At 68.6% G+C, this 22,131-nt stretch carries 20 protein-coding genes; 1 reads left to right on the top strand and 19 read right to left on the bottom strand.

What is annotated here, in order from left to right; translation table 11 throughout:
* Positions 1-6: 6 nt before the first annotated feature.
* The 13 genes from CKW28_RS02005 to fabG all read right to left on the bottom strand — a co-directional run bounded on the left by CKW28_RS02005 (position 7) and on the right by fabG (position 13,153).
* Complete coding sequence (locus tag CKW28_RS02005; RefSeq protein ID WP_003923913.1) at positions 7-1,728, bottom strand: class I adenylate-forming enzyme family protein; 1,722 nt, start codon at positions 1,726-1,728, stop codon at positions 7-9.
* Positions 1,725-3,332, bottom strand: a complete 1,608-nt coding sequence (locus CKW28_RS02000) for a class I adenylate-forming enzyme family protein (RefSeq protein ID WP_003923914.1) — start codon at positions 3,330-3,332, stop codon at positions 1,725-1,727. Before CKW28_RS02000 ends, CKW28_RS02005 begins: the two co-directional genes overlap by 4 nt.
* Before the next feature lie 20 nt (positions 3,333-3,352).
* Positions 3,353-4,213: an SDR family oxidoreductase gene (locus CKW28_RS01995; protein ID WP_040546049.1), complete on the bottom strand. Its 861-nt coding sequence runs from the start codon at positions 4,211-4,213 to the stop codon at positions 3,353-3,355.
* 66 nt (positions 4,214-4,279) lie between these two features.
* Entirely contained in the window at positions 4,280-5,467 is a 1,188-nt protein-coding gene (locus CKW28_RS01990; protein WP_003923916.1) for an acetyl-CoA acetyltransferase, read from the bottom strand.
* The gene (locus CKW28_RS01985) at positions 5,457-6,785 is read right to left on the bottom strand and encodes an OB-fold domain-containing protein (RefSeq protein WP_003923917.1); all 1,329 of its coding nucleotides are present in this window, start codon (positions 6,783-6,785) and stop codon (positions 5,457-5,459) included. The genes CKW28_RS01990 and CKW28_RS01985 overlap by 11 nt, the downstream gene beginning before the upstream one ends.
* The gene (locus tag CKW28_RS01980; protein ID WP_003923918.1) at positions 6,782-7,990 is read right to left on the bottom strand and encodes an acetyl-CoA C-acetyltransferase; all 1,209 of its coding nucleotides are present in this window, start codon (positions 7,988-7,990) and stop codon (positions 6,782-6,784) included. The genes CKW28_RS01985 and CKW28_RS01980 overlap by 4 nt, the downstream gene beginning before the upstream one ends.
* Complete coding sequence (locus tag CKW28_RS01975; protein ID WP_040546050.1) at positions 7,987-8,241, bottom strand: hypothetical protein; 255 nt, start codon at positions 8,239-8,241, stop codon at positions 7,987-7,989. The genes CKW28_RS01980 and CKW28_RS01975 overlap by 4 nt, the downstream gene beginning before the upstream one ends.
* 24 nt (positions 8,242-8,265) lie before the next feature.
* Positions 8,266-8,802 carry an aromatic-ring-hydroxylating dioxygenase subunit beta gene (locus CKW28_RS01970; protein WP_040546051.1) on the bottom strand — a complete coding sequence of 179 codons (537 nt, stop codon included), beginning with the start codon at positions 8,800-8,802 and terminating at the stop codon, positions 8,266-8,268.
* The gene (locus tag CKW28_RS01965) at positions 8,799-10,049 is read right to left on the bottom strand and encodes an aromatic ring-hydroxylating oxygenase subunit alpha (RefSeq protein WP_040546052.1); all 1,251 of its coding nucleotides are present in this window, start codon (positions 10,047-10,049) and stop codon (positions 8,799-8,801) included. Before CKW28_RS01965 ends, CKW28_RS01970 begins: the two co-directional genes overlap by 4 nt.
* A complete protein-coding gene (locus tag CKW28_RS01960; RefSeq protein WP_003923922.1) occupies positions 10,046-10,849 on the bottom strand; it encodes an enoyl-CoA hydratase/isomerase family protein in 804 nt (267 codons plus the stop codon). Before CKW28_RS01960 ends, CKW28_RS01965 begins: the two co-directional genes overlap by 4 nt.
* Positions 10,846-11,649, bottom strand: a complete 804-nt coding sequence (locus tag CKW28_RS01955; protein ID WP_003923923.1) for an enoyl-CoA hydratase/isomerase family protein — start codon at positions 11,647-11,649, stop codon at positions 10,846-10,848. Before CKW28_RS01955 ends, CKW28_RS01960 begins: the two co-directional genes overlap by 4 nt.
* Complete coding sequence (locus CKW28_RS01950) at positions 11,646-12,422, bottom strand: enoyl-CoA hydratase/isomerase family protein (RefSeq protein ID WP_003923924.1); 777 nt, start codon at positions 12,420-12,422, stop codon at positions 11,646-11,648. The genes CKW28_RS01955 and CKW28_RS01950 overlap by 4 nt, the downstream gene beginning before the upstream one ends.
* Positions 12,419-13,153: a 3-oxoacyl-ACP reductase FabG gene (gene fabG / locus CKW28_RS01945; protein ID WP_003923925.1), complete on the bottom strand. Its 735-nt coding sequence runs from the start codon at positions 13,151-13,153 to the stop codon at positions 12,419-12,421. The genes CKW28_RS01950 and fabG overlap by 4 nt, the downstream gene beginning before the upstream one ends.
* 182 nt (positions 13,154-13,335) lie before the next feature.
* Here fabG and CKW28_RS01940 point away from each other — a divergent pair, with 182 nt between their 5' ends.
* Positions 13,336-14,133, top strand: a complete 798-nt coding sequence (locus CKW28_RS01940) for an SDR family NAD(P)-dependent oxidoreductase (protein ID WP_040546054.1) — start codon at positions 13,336-13,338, stop codon at positions 14,131-14,133.
* Between the two features lie 32 nt (positions 14,134-14,165).
* On the opposite strand, the gene CKW28_RS01935 is transcribed toward CKW28_RS01940, so the two are convergent.
* The 6 genes from CKW28_RS01935 to CKW28_RS01910 form a co-directional block, all read right to left on the bottom strand.
* Positions 14,166-14,663 (bottom strand): CAP domain-containing protein, encoded by a 498-nt coding sequence (locus CKW28_RS01935; protein ID WP_003923927.1) that lies wholly within the window; start codon positions 14,661-14,663, stop codon positions 14,166-14,168.
* 408 nt (positions 14,664-15,071) lie between these two features.
* Complete coding sequence (locus tag CKW28_RS01930) at positions 15,072-17,027, bottom strand: acetoacetate--CoA ligase (RefSeq protein ID WP_003923928.1); 1,956 nt, start codon at positions 17,025-17,027, stop codon at positions 15,072-15,074.
* Positions 17,024-18,199, bottom strand: coding sequence for a glycoside hydrolase family 76 protein (locus CKW28_RS01925; RefSeq protein WP_003923929.1), 1,176 nt, complete (start codon positions 18,197-18,199; stop codon positions 17,024-17,026). The genes CKW28_RS01930 and CKW28_RS01925 overlap by 4 nt, the downstream gene beginning before the upstream one ends.
* Before the next feature lie 130 nt (positions 18,200-18,329).
* Complete coding sequence (locus CKW28_RS01920; protein WP_003923930.1) at positions 18,330-19,691, bottom strand: MCE family protein; 1,362 nt, start codon at positions 19,689-19,691, stop codon at positions 18,330-18,332.
* Entirely contained in the window at positions 19,692-20,840 is a 1,149-nt protein-coding gene (locus tag CKW28_RS01915) for a virulence factor Mce family protein (RefSeq protein WP_003923931.1), read from the bottom strand.
* On the bottom strand, positions 20,837-22,126 hold the full coding sequence (locus CKW28_RS01910; protein ID WP_435405818.1) for an MCE family protein: 1,290 nt from the start codon (positions 22,124-22,126) through the stop codon (positions 20,837-20,839). The genes CKW28_RS01915 and CKW28_RS01910 overlap by 4 nt, the downstream gene beginning before the upstream one ends.
* Between the last annotated feature and the right edge of the window lie 5 nt (positions 22,127-22,131).

Genomic DNA, 22,131 nt, shown 5'->3' with positions numbered 1-22,131 from the left:
GGCTGCTCACCCGCGCCGGGTGAACCGCTCGACCAGCCGGAACTTCTGCACCTTGCCGGTCGGGGTGGTCGGCAGCTCGGCGGCTTGCAGGAACTCGACCCGCTTGGGCACCTTGAACCGCGCGAGCCTGGCCCGGCACCGGTCCAGGACCTCCTGCTCGGTGATCCGGGCCCCGTGCGCGGGCACGACGACGACGCAACCGATCTCGCCCCAGCGTTCGTCGGTCAGACCCACCGCGAACACCTGACTGATATCGTCGTATCCGGCCAGCAGATCCTCGATCTCCTTGGGCATGACCAGTTCGCCGCCGCTCTTGTACAGCTCCTTGCTACGGCCGGTGATCTCCAGATAACCGTCGTCCCGGATCCGGCCCAGGTCGCCGGAATGCAGCCATCCGCCGCGCAGCGCCTCAGCGGTCTCCGCCGGCCGGTTCCAGTACCCGAGCATGGTCGTAGGCCCCCGCGAGACCAGCTCGCCGGTGGCGCCGGCGTCCAACTCCCGGCCGGACCCGGGATCGACCGTGCGGTAGACGGTCAGCGCGCCGGTCTCGTCGACACCCGCGGCGCCGGCCAACTTGGGCCGGCCGACCGTCTCGGAGGTCAACTCCAGCGGATCCTCCGGCAGCGTGAGCGTCATCGCCCCGCCGCACTCGGTCATGCCGTATCCGGTCACGATCTCGCTGACCCCGAAGTCCCGCTCGATCTGCCGCCACAACCACGCCGGTGCGGGCGCCGAACCGCACAGCATCGCCCGCAGGGAGTCCAGGTCGTGGTCTTCCCGGTGCGCGCTCTCGGCCATCGCCACCGCCATCGTCGGCACGCACAGCACATCGGTGGCCCGGTGCCGGGCGATTCCGGCGAAGTATCCCTCGGGGCTGAACGTCGGTTGCGGGATGATCGCACCGCCGGCGAACATCACCGAGAGCAGCCCCTCGATGTAGCCGAACATGTGGTAACACGGCAGGGAGAACAGGATCCGGCGGCCGTCCTCGAACGCCCGGGTCAGCGCCGACGCGTAGGCCGTCCGCAGCACCGCGTCGTGGGACGTCACCACACCCTTGGGGAATCCTGTGGTGCCGGAGGTGTAGAGCAGATCGGCAGCGGCCTGCGGATCGATGTCGCCTGCCGCAGCGGCGAGCGCGGCCGGGTCGCCGGTCGCCTCCAATTCGGTGACCGTCATCCGGCCGGGCCGCGGCGGCTCCCCGTCGGTCCCCCGCAGCACCACGTGGCGCAGTTCACCGACCGTGCCGGCGGCGCTCCCCGGCCGCGACGGGAACGGGTCCCGGTCCCAGCCCGGCACGATCTCGTCCAGCATGCGCTGATAGTCCTGCTGCCCGAAACGGGTCATGGTGATCAGTACCCGACATCCGGAATCGGCGAGGACGAAGCGCAGTTCGTCGCTGCGGTACAAATAGTTGAACGGGACCGCGATCGCGCCGAGCCGCGCGATCGCGAACTTCAGCGTGACGAACTCCGGATAGTTGGCCATCAACAGGCCGACCCGGTCACCCCGCCGGACGCCCAGAGCGGACAGTCCTGCCGCGAGTCCGCGGGACCGCTCGGCGACGTCACGGTAACTCAACGTGATGTCGTCGGTGATCACGAAGGGCCGCTCGGCGTACCGGCGGGCGCAGTCGTCGAGCCAGCCTCCCAGCGTGGTGGGCCGCCACACCGGGAAGCGCGCGGCGAGCGTCGCGCGCCGCCGGTGAATATCGTCGTGGGTTCTCATAGTTCGGAGATCTCTTGTCGCAGAATGGCATCGCGGAGCGCGAAGCGCTGCACTTTGCCGGTGGGCGTGACCGGAAACTCCCGGACGGTGAACCATCTCACCGGGATCTTGTAGCCGGCGAGCCGGTCCCGGGCCTGCTGCACGAGGCGGCACTTCATCGCCGCGTCGACCTTGTCGTCCGACCGCAGAACCGCCGCCACCACCTCGCCGTACCGATCATCGGGCACGCCGAGTACCACCGCCTGGACCCGGCTGTCCAGCGCGTTCAGCACCGCCTCGACCTCGGCCGGGGCGATGTTCTCCCCGCCCCGGATGATCAGCTCCTTGAGCCGGCCGGTGACGGTCACATAGCCCCGTTCGTCCATCCGTCCCAGATCGCCGGTGCGCACGAAGCCCTCGCGGTCCAGCGCCTGCGCGGTGGCGTGCGGATCGTGCAGATACTCCAGGAACTGCTGATAGCCGCGCGCACAGATCTCGCCCTCCACACCGACCGGCACGGTCTGCTGGGTGTGGGGGTCGATGATCTTGCATTCCACCTGCGGCAACGGCCGGCCGACGGTGCTGAGGCGGTCCTGTGGGCCGTCGTCGGGCCGGGTCAGCGTCAGCACCGGAGCCAGCTCGGTCTGCCCGTACAGGTTGAACACCGGCGCACCGAAAATGTCGGCCGCGCCGGTGATCAACGCGGGGTCGACGTTGGAGGCGCCGCCCATGATGATGCCGAGGCGGGGAGCCGGTTGGGTGCTGCTCCGCTGCTGGTCGAGCAACGCGGCCAGCACCGTCGGCACGTAGAAGAGCACCTGCACACCTTCGGCGCGCATCACCTCCAGCGCCGACTGCGGCGTGAACCGCTCAGCCAGAATCGCGGTGCCGCCGACCCACAACGGCCCCAGCGTGGCGATGACGCACCCGGCGGTGTGGAACATCGGCAGCGGGTTGAACGACACCGCACCGGGCGGCACCCGGAGTGTCTCCATGGTCAGGCGGGCGACGTTGACGATCGCGCGGTGGTTGAGCACCACCCCCTTGGGCTTACCGGTGGTGCCCGACGTGTACTGCAACATCGCGACCGTATCCGGGTCGTGCGGCACCGGGGCGGCATCGACGGGTTCCGCCGCGCGCCAGACCGTCGTCTCGCTCAGCGAGACCCGCCGCAGCCCGGGAATGCGGGCGCACACCCGCTCGGCCACCTCGGCCATCGGGTAGTCGCGGCTGACATCGGCGTGCAACAGCACCTCGGCGCGCGAGTGACGCAGGGCGTACTCCAACTCGTCGTCGCGCAGCACCGGATTGAGGGCGACCAGCACCACTCCCGCCAAGGCGGCCCCGTACTGGATGATCGGCCATTCGATGACATTCGGCGCCCAGAGCGCCACGAGGCTGCCGGGCCGCGCGAGCGCTGACAGCCCGGCAGCCACGCGGGCGGCCTCCGCGTACACCTCGGCATAGCTCAGCCGTTCGGTCTCGCCGGTACCATGCCGGGTCCCGATGAGCGCGACCCGCTCGCCGAATTCGTCGGCACGGTCCCGCAGCAGCTCCGACACGGTGGTCTCCAGGAGCGGGACGCTGCGGTCGGCCGGCCAGTACGCCTGCTCAAGGTGTGTCATCGAGTCACCTCAGCGCCGGATCACACCGGGTTGGTGCCGGGCTTCGCATGGGACATGTCGCTGATCTCGCCCCAGCGCGCAGTGATCTCGTCCAGCGTGGGCGGGGCCGAGAACGTCACACCGTCGTTCTGGAACTGCGCCACCCGCTGGACCAGGCCGCCGCCGACCACGAAGACCGATCCGCTGTCCTGGTTCTGCTCGGACATCAGATAGCCGACGGCCGGCGCCACCAGATCCGGGTCGAGTCTGTCCAGCAGCTCCTGCGGTGCGATGTCGGCGGTCATCCGGGTGGCGGCCAGCGGCGCGATCGCATTGGCGGTGGTGTTGTACTTCGCCCCCTCGATGGCCAGGGTGTTGATCAGACCGATCAGGCCGGCCTTGGCCGCGCCGTAGTTGGCCTGGCCGAAGTTGCCGTAGATCCCGCTGGTCGAGGTCGCGACGACGACCCGGCCGAAGCTCTGCTCGCGGAAGTGCGGCCAGGCAGCGCGCAGCACGTAGAAGCCGCCGTAGAGGTGTACCTTCTGCACGGCGTCCCAGTCGTCGTCGGACATCTTGTGGAATGCGCCGTCACGCAGGATTCCCGCGTTGCTCACCACCCCGTGCACCGCACCGAACTCGTCCAGCGCGGTCTGCACGATCTCGGCGGCGCCTTCGGCGGAGGCCACCGACGAATAGTTCGCCACCGCGCGGCCACCCGCGGCACGGATCTCCTCGACCACGGTGTCGGCCATCGACGTGCCCGCTCCCGAGCCGTCCCGGGCCCCGCCGAGGTCGTTGACCACGACCAGCGCCCCGTTGGCCGCCAGGAAGCGGGCGTACGCGCGGCCCAGACCGCCGCCGGCGCCGGTGACGACGATGACCTTGTCCTGCACTCCGGACACAGTTGTTCCTTTCAAAGTTGTTGTTGGGTAACTGAAGTTGTTCGGTGACCGGCTGTTTCGGATGTGTCAGCGGTCGCGGCCGACCACCGACACGAAGGACACGCAGCCGCCGGGCCGACCACCGAGGTTGTGGGTCAGCGCGGTGTGCGGTTCGGCCAACTGACGCTCGCCCGCAGCCCCGCGGAACTGCAGCCACGCCTCGTAGAGCATCCGCAGGCCGCTCGCCCCCACCGGGTGTCCGAAACTCTTGAGGCCCCCGTCGATGTTCACCGGGAGCCGGCCGTCGGCGTCGAACTCCCCGCTGAGCACGTCCTTGTACGCCCGACCGGGTTCGGTGAAGCCGAGATCCTCCATCAGGACGATCTCGGTCGGCGTGAAGCAGTCGTGCACCTCGGCGAACGAGAGTTGGGTGGCGGGGTCGTCGATGCCGGCCTGCGCGTAGGCGTCCCTGGCCGAGCGCACCACTTCGGGGAAGGTGGTGTAGTCGTAGCCGGCGTCCACCGCACCGCGGGCCGAACCGGAGACCAACGACAACGCCCGGACGTACATCGGGGTGTCGGTGTACTCGTGCGCCCGGTCGGCGGGCACGATCACGGCGCAGGCCGCCCCGTCGGACACCCCGGAGCAGTCGAAGACCCCGAGCCGGCCGGCCACCTTGACCGCCTTGTCGATGGTTTCCTTGCTGACCCCGGACCGGAACTGTGCCTTCGGATTCCGGCTCCCGTTGTCGTGGTTCTTCCAGGCCACGTGGGTCATCGCCGCCCGCATCTCGTCCGGGTGGACGCCGTACCGCGCGCAGTAGGCCGGATCCAGCATGGAGAACGCAGCCGGGGCGGTCATCGAGATCTCGGGCGCCGTGCCGTCTCCGGGCGGATCCTGGCGCAGCAGACCCGAGTATCCGGAGTCCTTCAGCTTCTCCACGCCGACGGCCATCGCGATGTCGTACGCCCCCGAGGCCACCGCATAGCAGGCGTTGCGGAAGGCCTCCGACCCGGTGGCACAGAAGTTCTCCACCCGGGTGACCGGCTTGTCGTCGCTGCCGATGGCCCGGCTCAACGTGAGTCCGCCCAGCCCGGAACTCAGCGTGCCCAGCCAGTACGCGTCGATGTCGTCCCGGCTGATCCCGGCCGAATCCAGCGCCTCGGCGTAGGCCTCGAGGATCAGATCGTCGGCGGAGGCGTCCCAGCGCTCGCCGAATCTGGTGCAGCCCATCCCGACGACGGCGACCTTACCGGCGATTCCGTTACTGGCCATCGATGAGCACCGCCTTCCAGAAGTAGTCGTGCACGTCGCCCGCCGTGAACAGGCGCCGGAAGGCGAACCCCACCCGGGCGCCGACGGCCAGTTGATCGGGGTCGGCGTCGGCCACCTCGAGCGTGCACCGCCCGCCGCCGTCGACGTCGACCGCCGCTTGGATCATCGGCGGCGAGGGCGAGTACGCCAGATGGTCGACGGTGTAGGTCGCGATCGTGCCGGTCAGACCCCCCGCCGGCACCGCGACGGCGGCATCCCGGGCGCCGCAGGACCGACATACCCTTGCCGGCGGCAGATGGGTGAAGCCACATGCGCTACAGCGGGATCCGGTGAATCCGAACTTCCAGCCCGCGGCGCGGGCGGCCGGCGGCGCCGCGGGACGGTCCGGGTCCGGACGGCGCGGCGGTTCCGGCTCCACCAGACCACGCCAGGACAGGTATGTCAGCTGCGGAACCTGGCGGCCACCGCTTCTCTGCTCGGCGAGCGGACGTCGCTGGCGGCGGTCGGCGAGCGCGGCGGTGGTGCGGAACACCATCGCGTCGCAGCCGTCGGCCGCCGACACCATCAGCACGGTGTCGCCCGGGTCCGCCGTGTCGAGCACCGCGCACAATGCCAGGCCGGCATCTGCGGACCCGCCGAAGCCCACCGGCGAGGTGACCACCGACTTCTGCCCCTTGACCAGAGCCGCCGCCCGTTTCAGGACCGCGGTGTTCGGACAGGCCAGCGCGACGTGATCAACGTCGGCCAGTCCGACGGCGTCCAGTGCCTGTTCGACGGTGGCCCGGATGAGCGGGGCGTAGCGTTCGTAACCGAACCGCTCCTCCCACTGGTGGCCGGTCGGGTGCGTCGGGATCCGCCAGCGGTCGAGGAACTCCGCGGTGCGCGATGCGGTGGCCAGCACCTCCGCGATCGGCTCGCCGGTCCCGAACAGCAGCGCGGCCGCGGCATCCCCGCCGAGCCGCTCATCGGCCGACCCGGGCCGGCCGATCCGGACGTCTGCGAACACCGCCAGACCACCGGACCGCGCCGCCGATCGGATGGCGGCGAACGCGCTGCGGCCCGTACCGCACATGTCGGCGGCGAACACTCCGGCGTCCAGCCCGAGCGCGGCGTGGACCGCGGTGGCGTTGGTCTTGTCGGCGTAGGCCGGGCTGCTGGTGGCGAAATACACCGACTCGGGCGGTGCCCCCGGTCCGCGGAGCAGTTCGGCGGCCGCGGCCACCGCCATGGTGGTGGAGTCCTCGTCGTAGGCGGCGACGACCCGCTTGCCCAACCGGTACGCCGGGACATACGTCGCGTAGCCGAGCAGCCCGGTCACGCCGCACCTCGGAAGACCGCGGCGATGCCCTGTCCGCCGCCGATGCACATCGTCTCCAGCGCGAGCCCGCCGCGACGCCGGCGCAGCTCGTGCAGCATCGTGGTGAGGATCCGGACCCCGGTCGCCCCGATCGGATGCCCGAGCGAGATGCCGGATCCGTTGACGTTGAGCCGGTCGTCGACATCGCCGAGGGTGAGCCCCCAGCCGGCCACCACTGCCAGCACCTGGACGGCGAAGGCCTCGTTGATCTCAATGAGGTCCAGGTCGTCGAACGTCAAACCGGTTCTGGCGAAGAGTTTCTCGACAGCGCCGACCGGCCCTATGCCCATCCGAGCGGGTTCGCACCCGACGGCGGCCCAGCCCTCCAGATATCCGATCGGCTCGAGACCGAGTTCGTCCAGCTTGTCCTCGGCCACCACCAGGCAGGCGGCGGCCGCATCGTTCTGCTGGCTGGAGTTCCCCGCCGTGACGGTGCCGCCGGGCATGATCGTCCGCAGCCGGGCCAGACTCTCCACGGTCGAATCCGGCCGCACCCCCTCATCGCGCTCGAAGACCACCGGTTCGCTGCGCCGCTGCGGCACCTCGACCGGGACGATCTCGTCGGCGAATTTGCCCGCCTGCTGCGCCGCCGCGGCGCGCCGATGGCTGCGGACCGCGAACTCGTCGGCGGCCTCCCGGCCGATACGGTAGTCGGTGGCCAGGTTCTCCGCCGTCTCGATCATCCCGCTGATCTTGCCGAATCGCCATACCGGCTGGGACATCTCGCGACCACGGTCGAGCCGGTCATAAAGCATCTGGTTGCCCGAGCGCGCCCCCCACCGGGCGGTGGTGGTGTAGTGCTCGATGTTGCTCATCGACTCCGCCCCGCCGGCCAGCACCACATCGGCGGCACCCGTCTGCACCGTCATCGCCGCGGTGATCACCGCCTGCAGCCCGCCACCGCACCGGCGGTCGATCTGCAGCCCGGGAACGCCGATCGGCAGCCCGGCATGCAGGGCCACCCAGCGGCCGATGCAGGGTGCTTCGGAGTTGGCGTAGGACTGCGCGAACACCACGTCCTCGATGCGCTCCGGATCCACTCCACTGCGCTCGACGACGGCCTTGACGACGTCCGCCGCCAGGTCCTCCGCGCGCAGCGGTCGCAGACTGCCACCGAAGGTTCCCACCGCGGTGCGCAACGGTGTGACGATCGCCGCGCGTCTCACCGTTCACCCCGCCACCGGTCGCGGGAGGGGTCGAGCAGCTCGGTCATCTTGTCCTCCGGCAGCCACACCAGCGTCTCGAGCTCCAGTGCGTCGAGGAAGCGCACCCGCCCGGTGCGCAGATCCTCCAGCCGCAGTCGCGGCGAATTGCCGGTGGTGTCGAAAGTCACCGACACCTCCGCGAATTCACTGCCGATGACGGGACCAACACCGGGTACCGACACCGGACCGGGATCGCCAAACGAAATTCCCACAACTCACCTTCGGTTCAGGCAGGCTCAGATCAGGAAACTGAGCGTCGGAAGCGGCTTGTCGTTGTCGACCAGAACCACCTTCTTGTAGGCCAGCCGCAGCCCGTCCGGGGTCTTCCGGATGCGATAGGTGACCCGTCCGCCCCACAGCCGGTTCTCCCGGATGCGGGACTCGAAGATGAGGACGTTCGCCTCCACTTCGACGTCGAGCCCGCCGTCCGGGTTGGCCCTGCCGCAGACGTACTCGATGTTGCTGATCAGCCGCCGGAGGTTGGAGGGCGGGGAGGCCGCGTACCGGCGGCCGGTGCGGGCGTGGTTGAGCCGGGTGGAGATCCTGCTACGGTTGTCGTAGATCACCGACATCTGCCGTCGCGGATCGCTGTCGGCGCCGTCGACGGGAACCCAGTACAGGGCGTCGTCGGTCCACAGCGCCTCCCAGGCGTCGTACTCGCTCTCGTCGGCGTACCGCGCCTCCCGGAACAGGAACTGTTCCACCTCGAAGCGGTCCACCCAGTCCGGGACGGGCGCCACATCAGCCGTCGAATTCCTCACCGCGGCAGTCATTCGGCCTCCATCAGTCGGCGGTACTCGGACCAGAACGCACGCATACCGGTCTCGTCGGTGGGGCCGCCGACAGTGAACCCGTGATCGTCGACATGTTCCCGGTTCAGACCGCGCCGGATGTCGAGCCACTCCGGTGTCAGTGCTTCCAGTCCCTGCTGGTTGCGTTCGTACATCTCGGTGTCATCGGCCAGCAGCATCCCGGCCGGGCCCACCGAACCGATGCACTGGGACACCATCCGCCGGTTCAGTTCGGGCGCGCCGACCAGTTGCACGGCGGTGGAGTACTGCACACATTCGTTCACCGCCACCGGCTGGATGTTGAACACCTGGATCTCGGCGATGAACAGATTCGGGAAGATCATCACGTGCGGCGAGCCCTCGATGAGGATCTGGTCGGCCTCCGCGCCGTACCTGGCGCGCATGGCCGCGACGTAATCCGGGACGCGGGACTCGGTGGTGCCGAACCAGCGCAGCGGCTCCGCGAACTTGCGGAACTCGGGACGCAGATCGTTCTCACTGTGCCCACCGCCCAGATCGCGGGTCACCGCGGTCGACGAATCACTGTACAGCGGCCCGATGGTGCTCCCGGTGACACCGAAGATGCCGCCATGGACGAACTGCGGGTGATAGCCGTCGGTTTCGTTCTCCACCAGTAGTTTCCAGTTCGCCCTGGTCCGGTGCCGCAACCAGCCGGCGTCCAGGGCGACCTTGCCTTCCGGGGAGAGCCGGAGCAACCGGTCGATCTCGCCGGCCGCCGCACCCAGGTGCTCCCGCAGGGTGGGGCCTTCGGTGGCGAAGCTGCCGAACACGAATCCGCCGTACGAGTCGACCCGGGGAACCCGGCCCAGCGGCAGGTCGAGCTTGCGGGTGCCGTAACCCTTGAAGAACGGAAAGCCGACCAGTTCACCGGTGTTGCGGAAGGTCCAGCCGTGATACGGGCAGCGGAAGGTGCTGGAGTTGCCCTTGGCGTCGGCGCACACCTGGTTGCCGCGGTGCGAGCAGCGGTTGAGCAGGAGGTGGATCTCGCCGTCCCGGTCGCGGGTCATGATCACGTCCTGCAACCCGAGTTTCTTGCGCACGTAGTCGTTGGGCTGCGAGACCTCACTCTCGTGCCCGACGAAGACCCAGGTGCGGTACCAGATCTTGCGCAGTTCCTCGGCGAAGATCGCAGGGTCGGTGTACAGCGAACCGTGCACCCGGTCGGGGCGGATCAATGCCTCGAGACGACCGGCAATCGCTGACGTCATGGTTGGACTCCTTGTCTAGGACCGAAGTGCGGAGCACGTTTCTCCCGGAATGCGGCGACCCCTTCGGCGAAGTCGTCGCTGTCGAACAGTCGGGCCTGCTGCGTCGCCTCGAGGTCGAGCACCTCGAAAGCGGGCAGTTGACGGCTTCGCGCGAGCATCATCTTCATCACCCCCAGCGCCTCGGCCGGCCGCGCGGCCAGCGTGTGCGCGTCGGCGGTCGCGTCCCCGAGTGCCGCGCCCGGGTCGGCCAGGGCGTCGACCAGCCCCCAGTCCAGCGCCGTTGTTCCGGAGATCGGCTGGGCCATCATCAACATCTGGCGGGTCCGGGCGAGTCCGATCCGGGTGGGCAGCGACGCGTACACCCCCATGTCGCCGATGAGGCCGACGTTGAGGAAGGTGGCGGCGAACCGGGCGTCGTGGGCGGCCACGACGCGGTCACAGGCCGCGGCCAGGGCGACGCCAGCTCCGAACGCGGACCCCTCGACCGCGGCGAGGACCGGTTTGGATGTCTGCCAGATCGCCCGGATCACCCGCTGCGCCAACTGGATCCGCTCAGTCGCCTCCGCTTCCGGGGTGCGCTTCATGGTCGAGATGTCGCCGCCGGAGCAGAACGCCGTCCCCGCACCGGTCAACACGATGGCGCGCACCTTCGGGTCGGAGTCGGCGTTCTCCAGCGCCTCGGCGAGGGCGATCCGCAGTGGAATGTCGATCGCGTTGCGCACCTGCGGACGGTTCAGCGTGACGATCCGCACCGCACCGTCGTCGGCGATGAGGACCGGGGCGTCGTCGTGGCCCGTCATCGCCCGGTGAACCTCGGAGGTCGCCGCTCGATCACGGCCCGCAGGCCCTCCAGTGAATCGGCGGTGCCGGAGAGCTCGGAGACGGTGCGGGCCTCCTCCGCCAGCCGTTCGGCGACGGACTGCCCGACCCCGCTCCAAACCAGCCGTTTGGTCGCCGACAGCGCCAGCGGCGGCAGAGCGGTCAGCTCGGCTGCCAACGCCTCCGCGCGGGCGGTGAGCTCGACGTCGTCGACCACCTCGGTGATCAGACCGATGCCGGCGGCCTCCTCAGCGGACAGGGTTGGGTTGGCGAGCAGGATGCGCAGCGCCTGACGCAGACCGACCAGTTGTGTCAGCGTCACCGAGGCGCCGCCGTCCGGCGCCATCCCAACCCGCACCGCACCGGAGAAGAACTTCGCCGACCGGGCAGCGATCACGAAGTCCGAGGCGCACACCAGACCCAGGCCACCACCACCGGCGACGTAGCCCTGCACCGCGGTCACCACCGGCACCCGCAGCTGAATCAGGGCCGCGGTCGCCAGCTGCAACCACGCGGTGGCTTCACGCAGGTACTCTGGCAGTGACTCACCTTTGGACTCAAAGGTTTTCACGTCACCGCCAGCGCAAAAGTTTCGACCTTCACCGCTGAGCAGCACGATCTTCACCGCAGGGTCGGCATGGCAGGCGAGGACGGCCTCGTGCAGCGCCTTGAGCAGTTCCACGGTGAGACCGTTCGAGGCCTCCGGCCGGTTCAGCCGCAGCCTGGCGATTCCGTCCTCGCCGGTCGACAGGATCACCGGGGACTCGATCGATGTGGTCATCCACGCACCTCACGATCTTTTCGGGTCGCGAACTGTTCGACGCTTCCGGCGCCCGCATCGCCGAGGATGTGGCGCACGACGGTCTCGATCTCGGCGTCCAACGCCTCATCGAGCGGATGGTTCATCCCGGTGTTGACGAGTCGTTTGATCGTTGTCACCGACTGCCGGTTCCGCTGTGCCATTTGGTTGGCAAAATCTGTTACCGCATAGTCGAATTCAGATTCGGAGAATGCGCGGTACGCCAACCCCAGAGCGACCGCCTCAGCACCCGTGATCCGGTCACCGGACAACAGCAGACCCATGGCCTGTTGTCGGCCGACGAGGCGGGGTAGCCGCGCGCTGCTGCCGCCGCCGGGCACCATGCCGAACTTGACGTGACTGTCGGCGATCCGGGCGTCGGTACTGACCAGCACGATGTCACATGCCTGCATCAACTCGAATCCGCCGGCCGCGGCGACCCCCTGCACCGCGGCGATCACGGGGACGTCGACCGCTGCGATCGCGCCGCAGGCGGCGCGGAATTTGGTGAACAGTGCGGCCAGCGCCGACCCGCCCTCGGCACGGAGCCTCTCTACCTCGTCGAAATCACCTCCGGCGCTGAAATTCCCGCCTGCTCCACGGATGACGATGACGTTGACGGCGGGATCAGCGCTGAGTTCGGTGATCGCGTTCTCCAACTCTGTCGCGAGCCCGACGGTGATGGCATTCATCCGGTCAGGACGGTTGAGGGTGATCCGGCCGACCCCGGAGTCGACCGCACGGAGCACGTTCACATGTACCTCCCACCGCCGACCTCGATCACCGAACCGGTGATGTAGCTCGACAGGTCGGAGCCCAGGAATACCACGGCGCCGGCCACCTCGGCCGGTTCGCCCGCCCGCTTCATCGGCACCGCAGCCTCCCGTTCGGCGAACACCTCGGCCGGCATCGTCTCCGTCATCGGGGTCCGGATCAGGCCGGGCTGAATCGCGTTGACCCGGACGTTGTGGTGGGCGACCTCTTTCGCCGCGGCCTTGGTGAGACCGATGATCCCGGCCTTGGCGGCGCTGTAGTTGGTCTGCCCCGGGTTGCCCGACTTGCCCGACAGCGAGGAGATGTTGACGATGCTGCCCGATTTCTGTTCGCGCATCACCGCGGTGGCCTCCCGCACGCCCAGCCAGGTGCCGCGCAGGTGCACGGTGACCACGGCGTCGAAATCGGCGACGGTCATCCGTTTCAGCGAAGCGTCCCGGGTGATGCCCGCGTTGTTGACGAACAGATCCAACCGACCGTGCTTCGCGACCGTGTCGGCCACCAGCCGCTTCATCTGATCCTCGGCGGTGACATCGCAGCCGACACCGGTCCCGTCGACTTCCGCGGCGGCCTGCGCGGCGGCGTCGGCGTCGAGGTCGGCCAGCACCACCTCGGCGCCGTGGGCATGCAGCACGCGGGCGATCTCACGGCCGATCCCCCGTCCGGCTCCTGTCACGACCGCGACCTTCTCGGCGAGTAGCGCGCTGGGCATGCATCTCCTCAAGCTGGTTGTGGACAAATCTAACACAAATTTCTAATCTAGGTTAAGCCGCTGGTGCGGGCCGGATCAACGCCGGGCCGCGGCGGCTCGAATCGGACGACGGAAATCCCGATGGATCGGCGGAAGGGCACCATGGATCGGCGGAAGTTCACAGTGGATCGGCGGGACTCACAATGGATCTAGGACTGGGGGATGCCCGGGTGGTGGTCACCGGGGGTGCATCCAACATCGGCCGCGGGATCGTTCATGAGTTCGCGACCGAGGGTGCCCGCATCGTGATCAGCGACATCGATCGCACGCAGTCGGTGAAGGTTCGCGAGGAGGCCCTCGACCGGGGCGCCGCGGCGGTGGAACTCGCGATCGGCGATCTGACCGAACCGGGGGCGGCCGACGCCGCCATCGGCGTCGCCGTGGACCGGTGGGGCGGGATCGACGTGCTGGTGAACAACGCCGGCTGGAGCGTGCCGGGCTTCATCGCCAGCGATACCGACCGAGCCAAGTGGCAACGCACCATCGAGGTCAACCTGTTCACCGCCATCGCCGCCACGCAGGCCGCGATCGGCCCGATGAAGGAGGCCGGCGGCGGTTCGATCGTGTTCATCGCCAGCGACGCCGCATTCGGCCAGATCCGCCAGGGTGTGTACGGGGCGTCGAAGGCAGCGATGGTCGCGCTGGCCCGCACCACCGCCCGCGAACACGGTCGGCACGGAATCCGGTCGAACATCGTCTGCCCCGGTCTGGTCATCCCCGACGGGAACGATGCGGTAGGCGAGACCAGCCTGTGGGCCGTCGGTCAGGACAACGTGTTCAACCCGAACCAGATCGAGTACCTGCTCAAGGACACCCCGACCCGGCAGCTGACCACCGCCGAGGACATCGGTCGGGCAGTGCTGTGGCTGTCCTCGGCCCGGGCCGCCCGACAGGTCACCGGACAACTGATCTCGGTCAGCGGCGGCTATACCATGCCGTGACTCGGGTCACGAGTCGCCACCCGGCCGGACTGCTATCGATCGCTCCAGCCCGGCTTCCCGTAGACGGCCACCACAACTGTGCGATCCAGCGCGTGCTCCGACCAGACGCCGATCTCGGTGTTCTCACAGTCGGCCATTATCGCGTGGAAATCCGGCCGGAAGTACCACTGCCGGATGACCTCCAGATTGCTCATCGCGAGTGCCGGGTTGATCGCCACCGTCTGCGATGCGACGCCCCGATAGCCGGCCCGGTCGGCCCGGTCCTGCACGGTTGATCCGTCCGAGCCGAGGTCACCGTCCAGAGTGCGGTTATGCAGGACGTCGTTGGCGTGCCACTGCGCGGCGAGCTGCAGCTGTGGGTTGATCTGAATATCGGTGTCGCAGCCGTTCTGTTTCTTCACCGTGTAGACGTTGGCCACCACACCATCGTTCAACCGCTTGTTGTCGGCGGCGGCCGGAGGGCCGATGAGGGTTTGACAAACAACAAGCACGGCCACCGTCGCGGTGGTCCGCCACAGGATCGTCGTCATCTCGCCTCCTCTGCTGACGGCCGTCCGCGCCATCGTTGTTTCTGTCGATTCCGCAGTTCTCAACCCAGGAGGACCGCATGCCGTGACCCTGGGGCGCTCCCGGCGCCAGTGCTGCCGAACAGCCATCCTTCGACCGGTCGAACACCAGTATCCATCGCTTATGGCCATATCTTTCTAACATATATTCGACACTCGATATGCAGTCTTCCCGCCGAGTTGTCACCTTCCGCGACCTTTACCGAACGATGGATTGGGCACGGCTGGTGAGATCGCGCAGTGTGCGCTCACTGATTCGAAAGTGCCGCCACTGCGGGGGATGTCGGCGTGTCGCCGCAGGTGTCGCACACTCGACGCAACCGGCGCACACCCGAAACGGCCAGCGCACGCTCAAGACGCTCACGGCAGCGGTCATGTCCGGGCGTGCCGGGCGAACGCCTCCAGCACCTCCGGCCGGTCCACCGAGCTGGTGGACACCACTTCACTGGGTTTGCCGCCCAACAGGATCCGCTTGATCGGGATCTCCAGGCGTTTACCGGTCATGGTCCGCGGAATGGCCGGCACCTCGATGATGTCGTCGGGCACGTGCCGCGGTGAGGCGGTGGTGCGGATCGCGGTGACGATCCGGTCACGCAGCTCGTCGTCGAGCACCACACCCTCGTCGAGCGCGACGAACAACGGCATCCAGTACCCGCCGTCGGGCTGTTCGACGCCCACCACCAGGCAGTCGCGGATCTGCGGCAGACTCTCCACCGCGTTGTAGATCTCCGCGCTGCCCATCCGGATTCCGCCCCGGTTCAGCGTCGCATCCGAGCGGCCGTGCACCACAACGGATCCCCGTTCGGTGATGGTGATCCAGTCGCCGTGGCACCACACCCCCGGATACTTGTCGAAGTACGCGTCACGGTATTTCGACCCGTCCGGATCGTTCCAGAAGAACACCGGCATGCTCGGCATCGGCTTGGTGACCACCAACTCCCCGGCCGACCCGACGACCGGCTGGTCGCGGTCCACCCACGCCTCGACCGCCGCGCCGAGGCAGATCACGTTGAGCTCCCCGGCGGTGACCGGCACCAGCGGGCTGCCGCCGATGAACGCGGTCACCACATCGGTGCCGCCGCTCATCGAGAACACCGGCACGGCGCGGCCGAGACCCTGCTGGATCCACCGGAAACCAGATGCGGGCAACGGTGATCCGGTCGACCCGACCGCCCGCAGCCCCTCCAGCGCATGGACCTCACCCGGGCGCAGTTCCCTCTTGGCGCACTCCAGGAAGTAGCCGGCCCCGGCCCCGAACACACTGACCCGCTGCTCGGCGACGACCCGCCACATGGCGTCGATGTCCGGATAGCTGGGGCTGCCGTCGTACAGCACGACGGTCGAGCCCATCAGCAGGCCGCTCACCAGCAGATTCCACATCATCCAGCTGGTCGACGACTGCCACATGAACCGGTCGGTGGGTTTGAGGTCGAGCTGCAGGCTGAGGTACTTGAGGTGTTCCAGCAGCACCCCGCCGTGGCCGTGCACGATGCCCTTGGGAGTGCCGGTGGTGCCCGAGGAGAACAACACCCACAGCGGGTGGTCGAACTCGACGTCGGTGATCTTTAGTTCGGGGCCCAATCCGGCACCGTCGGCGATGATCTCGCTCCACGGCGTCACATCCGTGCCGACGTCCAGCCCCAGCCGGGGCACCAGCACGGTCGCCTTCAGGGTGGGCAGCTGCGAGCGGATCTCGGCCAGCTGCTCGCGGCGGTCGTGCCGCTTGCCGCCGTACACCGAACCGTCGGCGGCCACCAACACGGTCGGCTCGAGCTGCCCGAGCCGGGCCACCACCCCGGCGACCGCCAGGTCCTGATTGCACACCGCCCAGGTCGCCCCCACCGCGGCGGCGCCGAGGAACGCCACCACCGCCTCCCCGATGTTGGGGATGTAACCGACCACCCGGTCGCCGGGTTTGACCCCCTGCCGACGCAACCAGTGCGCGAACGCCGCCGCCTCGGCCCGCAGCCGCGCCCACGACCATTCGGTGGCGCCGTCCTCCCCCGCCGCCACCAACGCCGGCCGCTCATCGCTCGAATGCCGGAAGATCTCGGTCACGTAGTTCAGCCTCGCACCCGGAAACCACCGCACCCCGGGCATCTCGGCACCCTCGAGCACCTTCGTCGGCTCGGCGGCCGCCCGCACACCGAAGAAGTGCCAGACCGCATCCCAGAACCACTCGATGTCGCCCACCGACTGCTCCCACAGCTGCCGGTAGTCGGCGAACTCACCGCGACCCGTCTCGGCCAGCCAACGCAGAAACCGGGTCGCATTCGCATTCGCGACGGTGTCCGGGTCAGGGTTCCAGTTGCCGGCCAACTCGGTCATGCCGGGTTTTCCTCCTCATCAGCCTCATCGGCGGTCTCGTCGGTGGAAGTCTCAGCGGAAGTCTCGTCGGTGAGCGCGTGCGCGGCCTCCATCAGCATCCAGCCCGACAGCTGCACGGACAGATCGCGTTCGGGGATCTCGGAGGCGTTGACCGCGCCCTCGACGAACTGGGCCTCGCGCCCGCCGGCGCGCGGCAGTTCGGCGGCACGGTCCCAGAACGGCCCGAACAGCGGCAGCCCGTCGACGACCTGCCGGTGGTCCCACGCCGAACGGGCGGAGTCGAGCACCAGCGTGCGGGCGGTCTCACGGGTTGTGCGAGATGCTTCGGCGTCGGCGCCCGGACCATCCGGCAGGATCTGCGCCACCAGCGCCAGATACCGGGCCAGGATGGCGTTGAACAGCCCGCCGTCACCCCCGCCGGCGCCCTTGATCACCCCGTCGGGGGCCATGTGATCACGCACCGCCGCGACCAGCCGGTACACCCGGCGGGCGTGCACCGGGTTGCCGGTGCGCACCGCCAGTTCGGCCTCCAGGCCGAGCACCACCCCCTGGCAGTAGGTGTACTGCGCCCGCACCAGGGAGCCCGCCTTGATGCCGTCGAACACCAGATGGGTTTCGGGGTCGATGAGCGTCGCGTGCAGCCAGTCGGCCATCTGCTCGGCCCGCCGCAGCCGGTCGTATCGGGCCAGGAAGATCGCCGCCGGACCGTTTGCCGGGGCGTTGAAGAACTGGTCCTGCCTACGCCACGGGATGCCGCCGCCGTCTTCGGGCACCCATGCCGAGAACAGCTGGCCGGCGAGGGTGTCCAGGGCCTTGGGCCGGCCGACCCCGGTGAGCCGCCCGGACCGTTCCAACGCCAGCGCCAGCCAGGCCATGTCGTCGTAGTAGTCGTTGGTCCACCGGCCCATGTTGCGCAGCCGGTGGCCGCGGATCTGCCGGTTGATCCGCTTCAGCCGGTCCGGCTGCGGGTCGCGGAGCTGGGCGTCGACCAGGCAGTCCAGCAGATGCGCCTGCCACCAGTAGTGCCAGATCGCGAACCGGCGCTCCCGCCCGGTGGCGGGCCAGGCCACCACGCCGAGCTGGGTGCCGGGCAGCCCCCACAACCTTCGGAGATGCCGCTGGGTGATCGCCGCCTCGGCGCTGGCGGCGCGGTTGGCCCAGAGCTGCTCCATGGCCTTAGATCCTGCCTTACCGGGCCGCGGGCTGTGCACCGGTCACTGCCAGGCCTGATCCGGTGTTGCAGGTGAGACGGGTGTGGTCTGTACAGACGTGACACCTGCTCCGGTGCATCGTCGGGGTTCCCTACCGCGGCGGCAGCAGCATCGACTGCCATGTCTGCTCCCGTGGGTCGGTGGTCGGGTCGCCCGGCTCGGCGGGCGGCGTCTGGGAGGTGCCGGGCGGCAGTTGGGGGATGTCTTGTCCGGACAGGGTGGCGTTGGGGTCGCCCTTCCAGTTGTTGCCGTCGTTGAGGGGTATGTAGTGTTCGTCGCTCTCGCACATCTGCGCCGTGGGTGCGCGTTTGCCGGGCCTGGTGATGCACGGATAGTTCTTGGCGCCCCGCACGTTCCACATCGAGTCCTGCGGTGTGCGGCAGTACAGCAGGCCGGGTTCGCGTGGTGGATGGTCTTCGTGGACGGGCGAGCGTTGTTGTTGTGCGGGCAGGAATCCGGTGGTGCACGGCGGTGGCAGGTTGAGGTTGAGGTTGAAGCTGAGGTATTGGCCGCGGTAGTCCTGTTCGGTGTTGCGGTTGGCCAGGTGGGTGGCCTGGGCCTCGGCGATGGCCTGGGGGAACAGCACCAGCAGTTGTTCGACGGCCGGGTGGTATTGGTGTGCCACGTCGCCGAGGGTGGCCAGGTGCGCCACGGTGGACGGCAGCGTGGGGTGGAGTCGGTCGATCAGGTCGCGGGTGTCGGCGAACGCGGGTCCGCCCTGGTGCAGAACGCCGGCCAGTTGCGCGTCGTGGTTGCGCAGCGAGTCGGTGACGGTGGCCACCTGCGAGGCCCACGCCCGGATCGCCTGGGAGGTGTCGGTCTGTGAGTCCAGCACCGGTTGGGACTTCTCGATCAATTCGACCAGCGGGTCGAGGTTGTCGCGCGCGTCGAGCGACAGGTCGATCGAGGCGCTGACGATGCGGCGTAGTTCGGGTCCGAGACCGCCTACCGCGGTGTAGGACTCGTCGATGAGGGTCTGCAGACCGTCTTTGGGCACGGCCTGCAGCCCGGTGACCGCGTCGGCGAGGATGGCGTTGATGTCGGCGGGTACCCGGGTCTGCTCGGGTGGGATGACATCGCCGTCCTTCAGCGGTGGTGAGGTCCCGTCCCGCGGCAACAACATCACGTACTGCTCGCCGATCGCGGACTGGCTGTGCACCTCGGCGGTGACGTCGGAGGGGATGTCGATGCCCGATTTCAGCGACAACACCGCGTCGACCCCGGTGTCGGTCAGGTGCAGGGAATCGACGATGCCGACCTCGACCCCGCGGTAGGTGACGTTGCCGCGGGGATACAGCCCGGCGGCCTCGGGCAACTGCACGATCACGCTGTAGCGGCCGATGCCGAACAGCTTCGCCGGCAACCGCATGTACTGCGTCGACATCAACGCCATGGCGGTCATCGCGATCACCGCGAAGATCACCAGCTGGATCTTGATTCTCCGGTGCAACATCTACGGCCCCTGGTCCCAGCGGTACGGAATGGTCAGCGGATTGCCGGGGGTGCCGGGCCCACCGGCGGTACACGGGCTGGGGAACTGCCCGATGGTGCGGCCCCATTGCATCTCCAGCCAGGTCAGATGGCATTCCCACCGGGTTCCGGTGAAAAAGCCCGCGTCCAGTCGGCTGAGCGTGAGGTCGAAGACCGCGGTGAGGTTGGCGTAATCGCCGCGCTGCCAGAGCTCGATCGTCTCGAACGGGAACGGATAGGTCACGATCCCGCTCAACCCCCGCGTCATGGCCGGCCCGGCATCGGCCAACCGGGCCAGCACCGGGCCGCTGTGCTCCAGGATGCGCACCAGGTCGTGTCTGGTCTCGGTGACCGTCTCGGTGACCAGGGTGCCCAACCGGCCCAGCCGGTCCACCGAATCGACCAGGGAATCGCGCTGCTCGGTCAGCACCGCCAGCGCGTCCGGGATGGTCGTCAGCGCCCGGTCCAGCACCGGTTCCTGCGCGGCGAACCGGCCGATGAGGTCGTTGAGACTCTCCGCCGCGGCGATGATGTCACCGCTCTGGTCGTTGAGTTGGGTGGCGAACAGGTCCAGTTGATCGACCAGGTTGCGCAGATCATCCTCGCGGCCGGCGAACGCCAGACTCAACGCCTCGGTGATGTCGTAGATCTGGCCGATCCCCCCACCGTTGAGCACCGCCGACAGCGACGCCAGCGTCTGCTCGGTGGTCGGATACATGCCCGCGTTCTCCAGAGCGATCACCGACCCGTCCCGCAGCACCCCCTCGGGCGCGGTGTGCTCGGGTGGTGCCAACTCGATGTGCTGGGACCCCAGGATGCTGGTCTGACCGAGCTTGGCGGTGGCGTTCGCCGGCAACCGCACACTGCCGTCCAACCGCATCGTCACCAGCGCGTGCCAACCCTGCCGCTCGATCCTGGTGACCGCCCCCACCGTCACGTCGTCGACCCGCACCCTTGCGTTGGGCTCCAGATTGTTCACATCGGGCATCTGCGCGCGCACCACGAACGATCCCGGGCCACCACCCTCGGTGCCCGGCAACGACAACGTGTTCACCCCCCGCCAGTCCGCACACCCCGTCACACCGGCCAGCGCGACCACCAGGACCAGCGCGATACGCCACCGGTAGGTCATCGGTCACCCCCGTGCGGCAGCAGCAGCCCGGGCAGGCCGGCGGCCGGATCGGCCGCTACCGTCGTGCCGTGTGGGCTCGCCGCCGGCGCCGCTTCGGCCGGCAGCGGTGGGACGTAGTCGGGACGCATCCACGGCTCGCTGTAGGTCACCTCGTTGGGCCGGGCCTGGGCTCCGACGAACAGGTTCAGTCCCAGTGGCGGGAAGTTGTACTGACGGTTCTTGACGATCGGCGCCAGGTACTGCACACACAGTTTGGCGGCCTGTTCGGCGCCCAACCGGGAGGCCGCCTGGACGGCGCCGCACAAGAACTGGATGGGGTTGGCGAAGTTGTTCGCCGCCAGCGCACCGGTGAACGAACCGTTGGCCGCCTCGTAGATGTTGCTGAAGTTCTGCAGCACCGTCGGGGCGACGTGCAGCGCCTGTTTGATGTCGTCGATGCTGTCCACCAGCGCCGTACCGACCGAGTCCAGCCTGGTCGAGGCGATCTCCAACGGTTCGCGGTTGTCGGCGACGAACTGCTGCAGGTCGCCCACCAGGGCGTGCAGGTCCGCCACCACCCGGCCGACCTTGTCGGGATCCTCGGCCAGCAACGCGCTCACCGCGGCCATGTTGTGGTTCAGCTGCTCGAGCAGGCCGGTGCTGTCGTGCAGCGCCGACACCAGGGTGGACAGATTGCGCAGCGAACCGAACACGTCCTGGCTGTGATCGCCCAGCGCCGACATCGCCCGCGACAGCCTCACGATGGTGTCGCGGATGGTGGGTCCCTGACCGCGCAGGTTGTCCGCGGCGGTGTCGATCGCCCGTCCCAGGGTGCTGGGCTCACCGGGTGCGGTGGGCTGCAGCAACTGCGTCACCCGGGCCAGCTGCTCGCGCACGTCGTCCCACTCCACCGGAACCGCCGTCCGCGCCAGCGGGATCTCCGCCCCGTCCGCCAGCATCGGACCCGAGGTGTAGGCCGGGGTCAACTGGATCGCCCGCCCGGTGACCAGCTGCGGTGACAGGATCACCGCATTCACCTCGGCGGGCACCGGGTAGCGCTCATCGACCCAGAACGTGACCTTCACCCGGTCTGGTTGCGGCTCTATCGCGCTGATCTGCCCGACCCGCACCCCCAGGATCCGCACGTCGTCGCCCGGAAAGACCCCGGTGGTGTTCTCGAAATACGCCACCACCGTCATCCGGGAGCCCTGCTGGGCCAGCCGCACCGTGCCGACGATCCCGGCGAACAGCACGACGATGAGTGCGACCGCCACAACAGCACGCGGGTTTCTGCATGAACTGAACACCATCC

This window comes from Mycolicibacterium thermoresistibile (assembly GCF_900187065.1).
GTDB lineage: Bacteria > Actinomycetota > Actinomycetes > Mycobacteriales > Mycobacteriaceae > Mycobacterium > Mycobacterium thermoresistibile.
This window is presented reverse-complemented; position numbering and strand designations above follow the sequence as displayed.

Excerpts from the sequence above, each read along its gene's own strand:
- CKW28_RS02005 (WP_003923913.1), bottom strand. The coding sequence starts at position 1,728 with ATGAGAACCCACGACGATATTCACCGGCGGCGCGCGACGCTCGCCGCG.
- CKW28_RS02000 (WP_003923914.1), bottom strand. The coding sequence starts at position 3,332 with ATGACACACCTTGAGCAGGCGTACTGGCCGGCCGACCGCAGCGTCCCG.
- CKW28_RS01990 (WP_003923916.1), bottom strand. The coding sequence starts at position 5,467 with ATGGCCAGTAACGGAATCGCCGGTAAGGTCGCCGTCGTCGGGATGGGC.
- CKW28_RS01970 (WP_040546051.1), bottom strand. The coding sequence starts at position 8,802 with ATGACTGCCGCGGTGAGGAATTCGACGGCTGATGTGGCGCCCGTCCCG.
- CKW28_RS01965 (WP_040546052.1), bottom strand. The coding sequence starts at position 10,049 with ATGACGTCAGCGATTGCCGGTCGTCTCGAGGCATTGATCCGCCCCGAC.
- CKW28_RS01960 (WP_003923922.1), bottom strand. The coding sequence starts at position 10,849 with ATGACGGGCCACGACGACGCCCCGGTCCTCATCGCCGACGACGGTGCG.
- CKW28_RS01955 (WP_003923923.1), bottom strand. The coding sequence starts at position 11,649 with ATGACCACATCGATCGAGTCCCCGGTGATCCTGTCGACCGGCGAGGAC.
- fabG (WP_003923925.1), bottom strand. The coding sequence starts at position 13,153 with ATGCCCAGCGCGCTACTCGCCGAGAAGGTCGCGGTCGTGACAGGAGCC.
- CKW28_RS01940 (WP_040546054.1), top strand. The coding sequence starts at position 13,336 with ATGGATCTAGGACTGGGGGATGCCCGGGTGGTGGTCACCGGGGGTGCA.
- CKW28_RS01935 (WP_003923927.1), bottom strand. The coding sequence starts at position 14,663 with ATGACGACGATCCTGTGGCGGACCACCGCGACGGTGGCCGTGCTTGTT.
- CKW28_RS01930 (WP_003923928.1), bottom strand. The coding sequence starts at position 17,027 with ATGACCGAGTTGGCCGGCAACTGGAACCCTGACCCGGACACCGTCGCG.
- CKW28_RS01925 (WP_003923929.1), bottom strand. The coding sequence starts at position 18,199 with ATGGAGCAGCTCTGGGCCAACCGCGCCGCCAGCGCCGAGGCGGCGATC.
- CKW28_RS01920 (WP_003923930.1), bottom strand. The coding sequence starts at position 19,691 with ATGTTGCACCGGAGAATCAAGATCCAGCTGGTGATCTTCGCGGTGATC.
- CKW28_RS01915 (WP_003923931.1), bottom strand. The coding sequence starts at position 20,840 with ATGACCTACCGGTGGCGTATCGCGCTGGTCCTGGTGGTCGCGCTGGCC.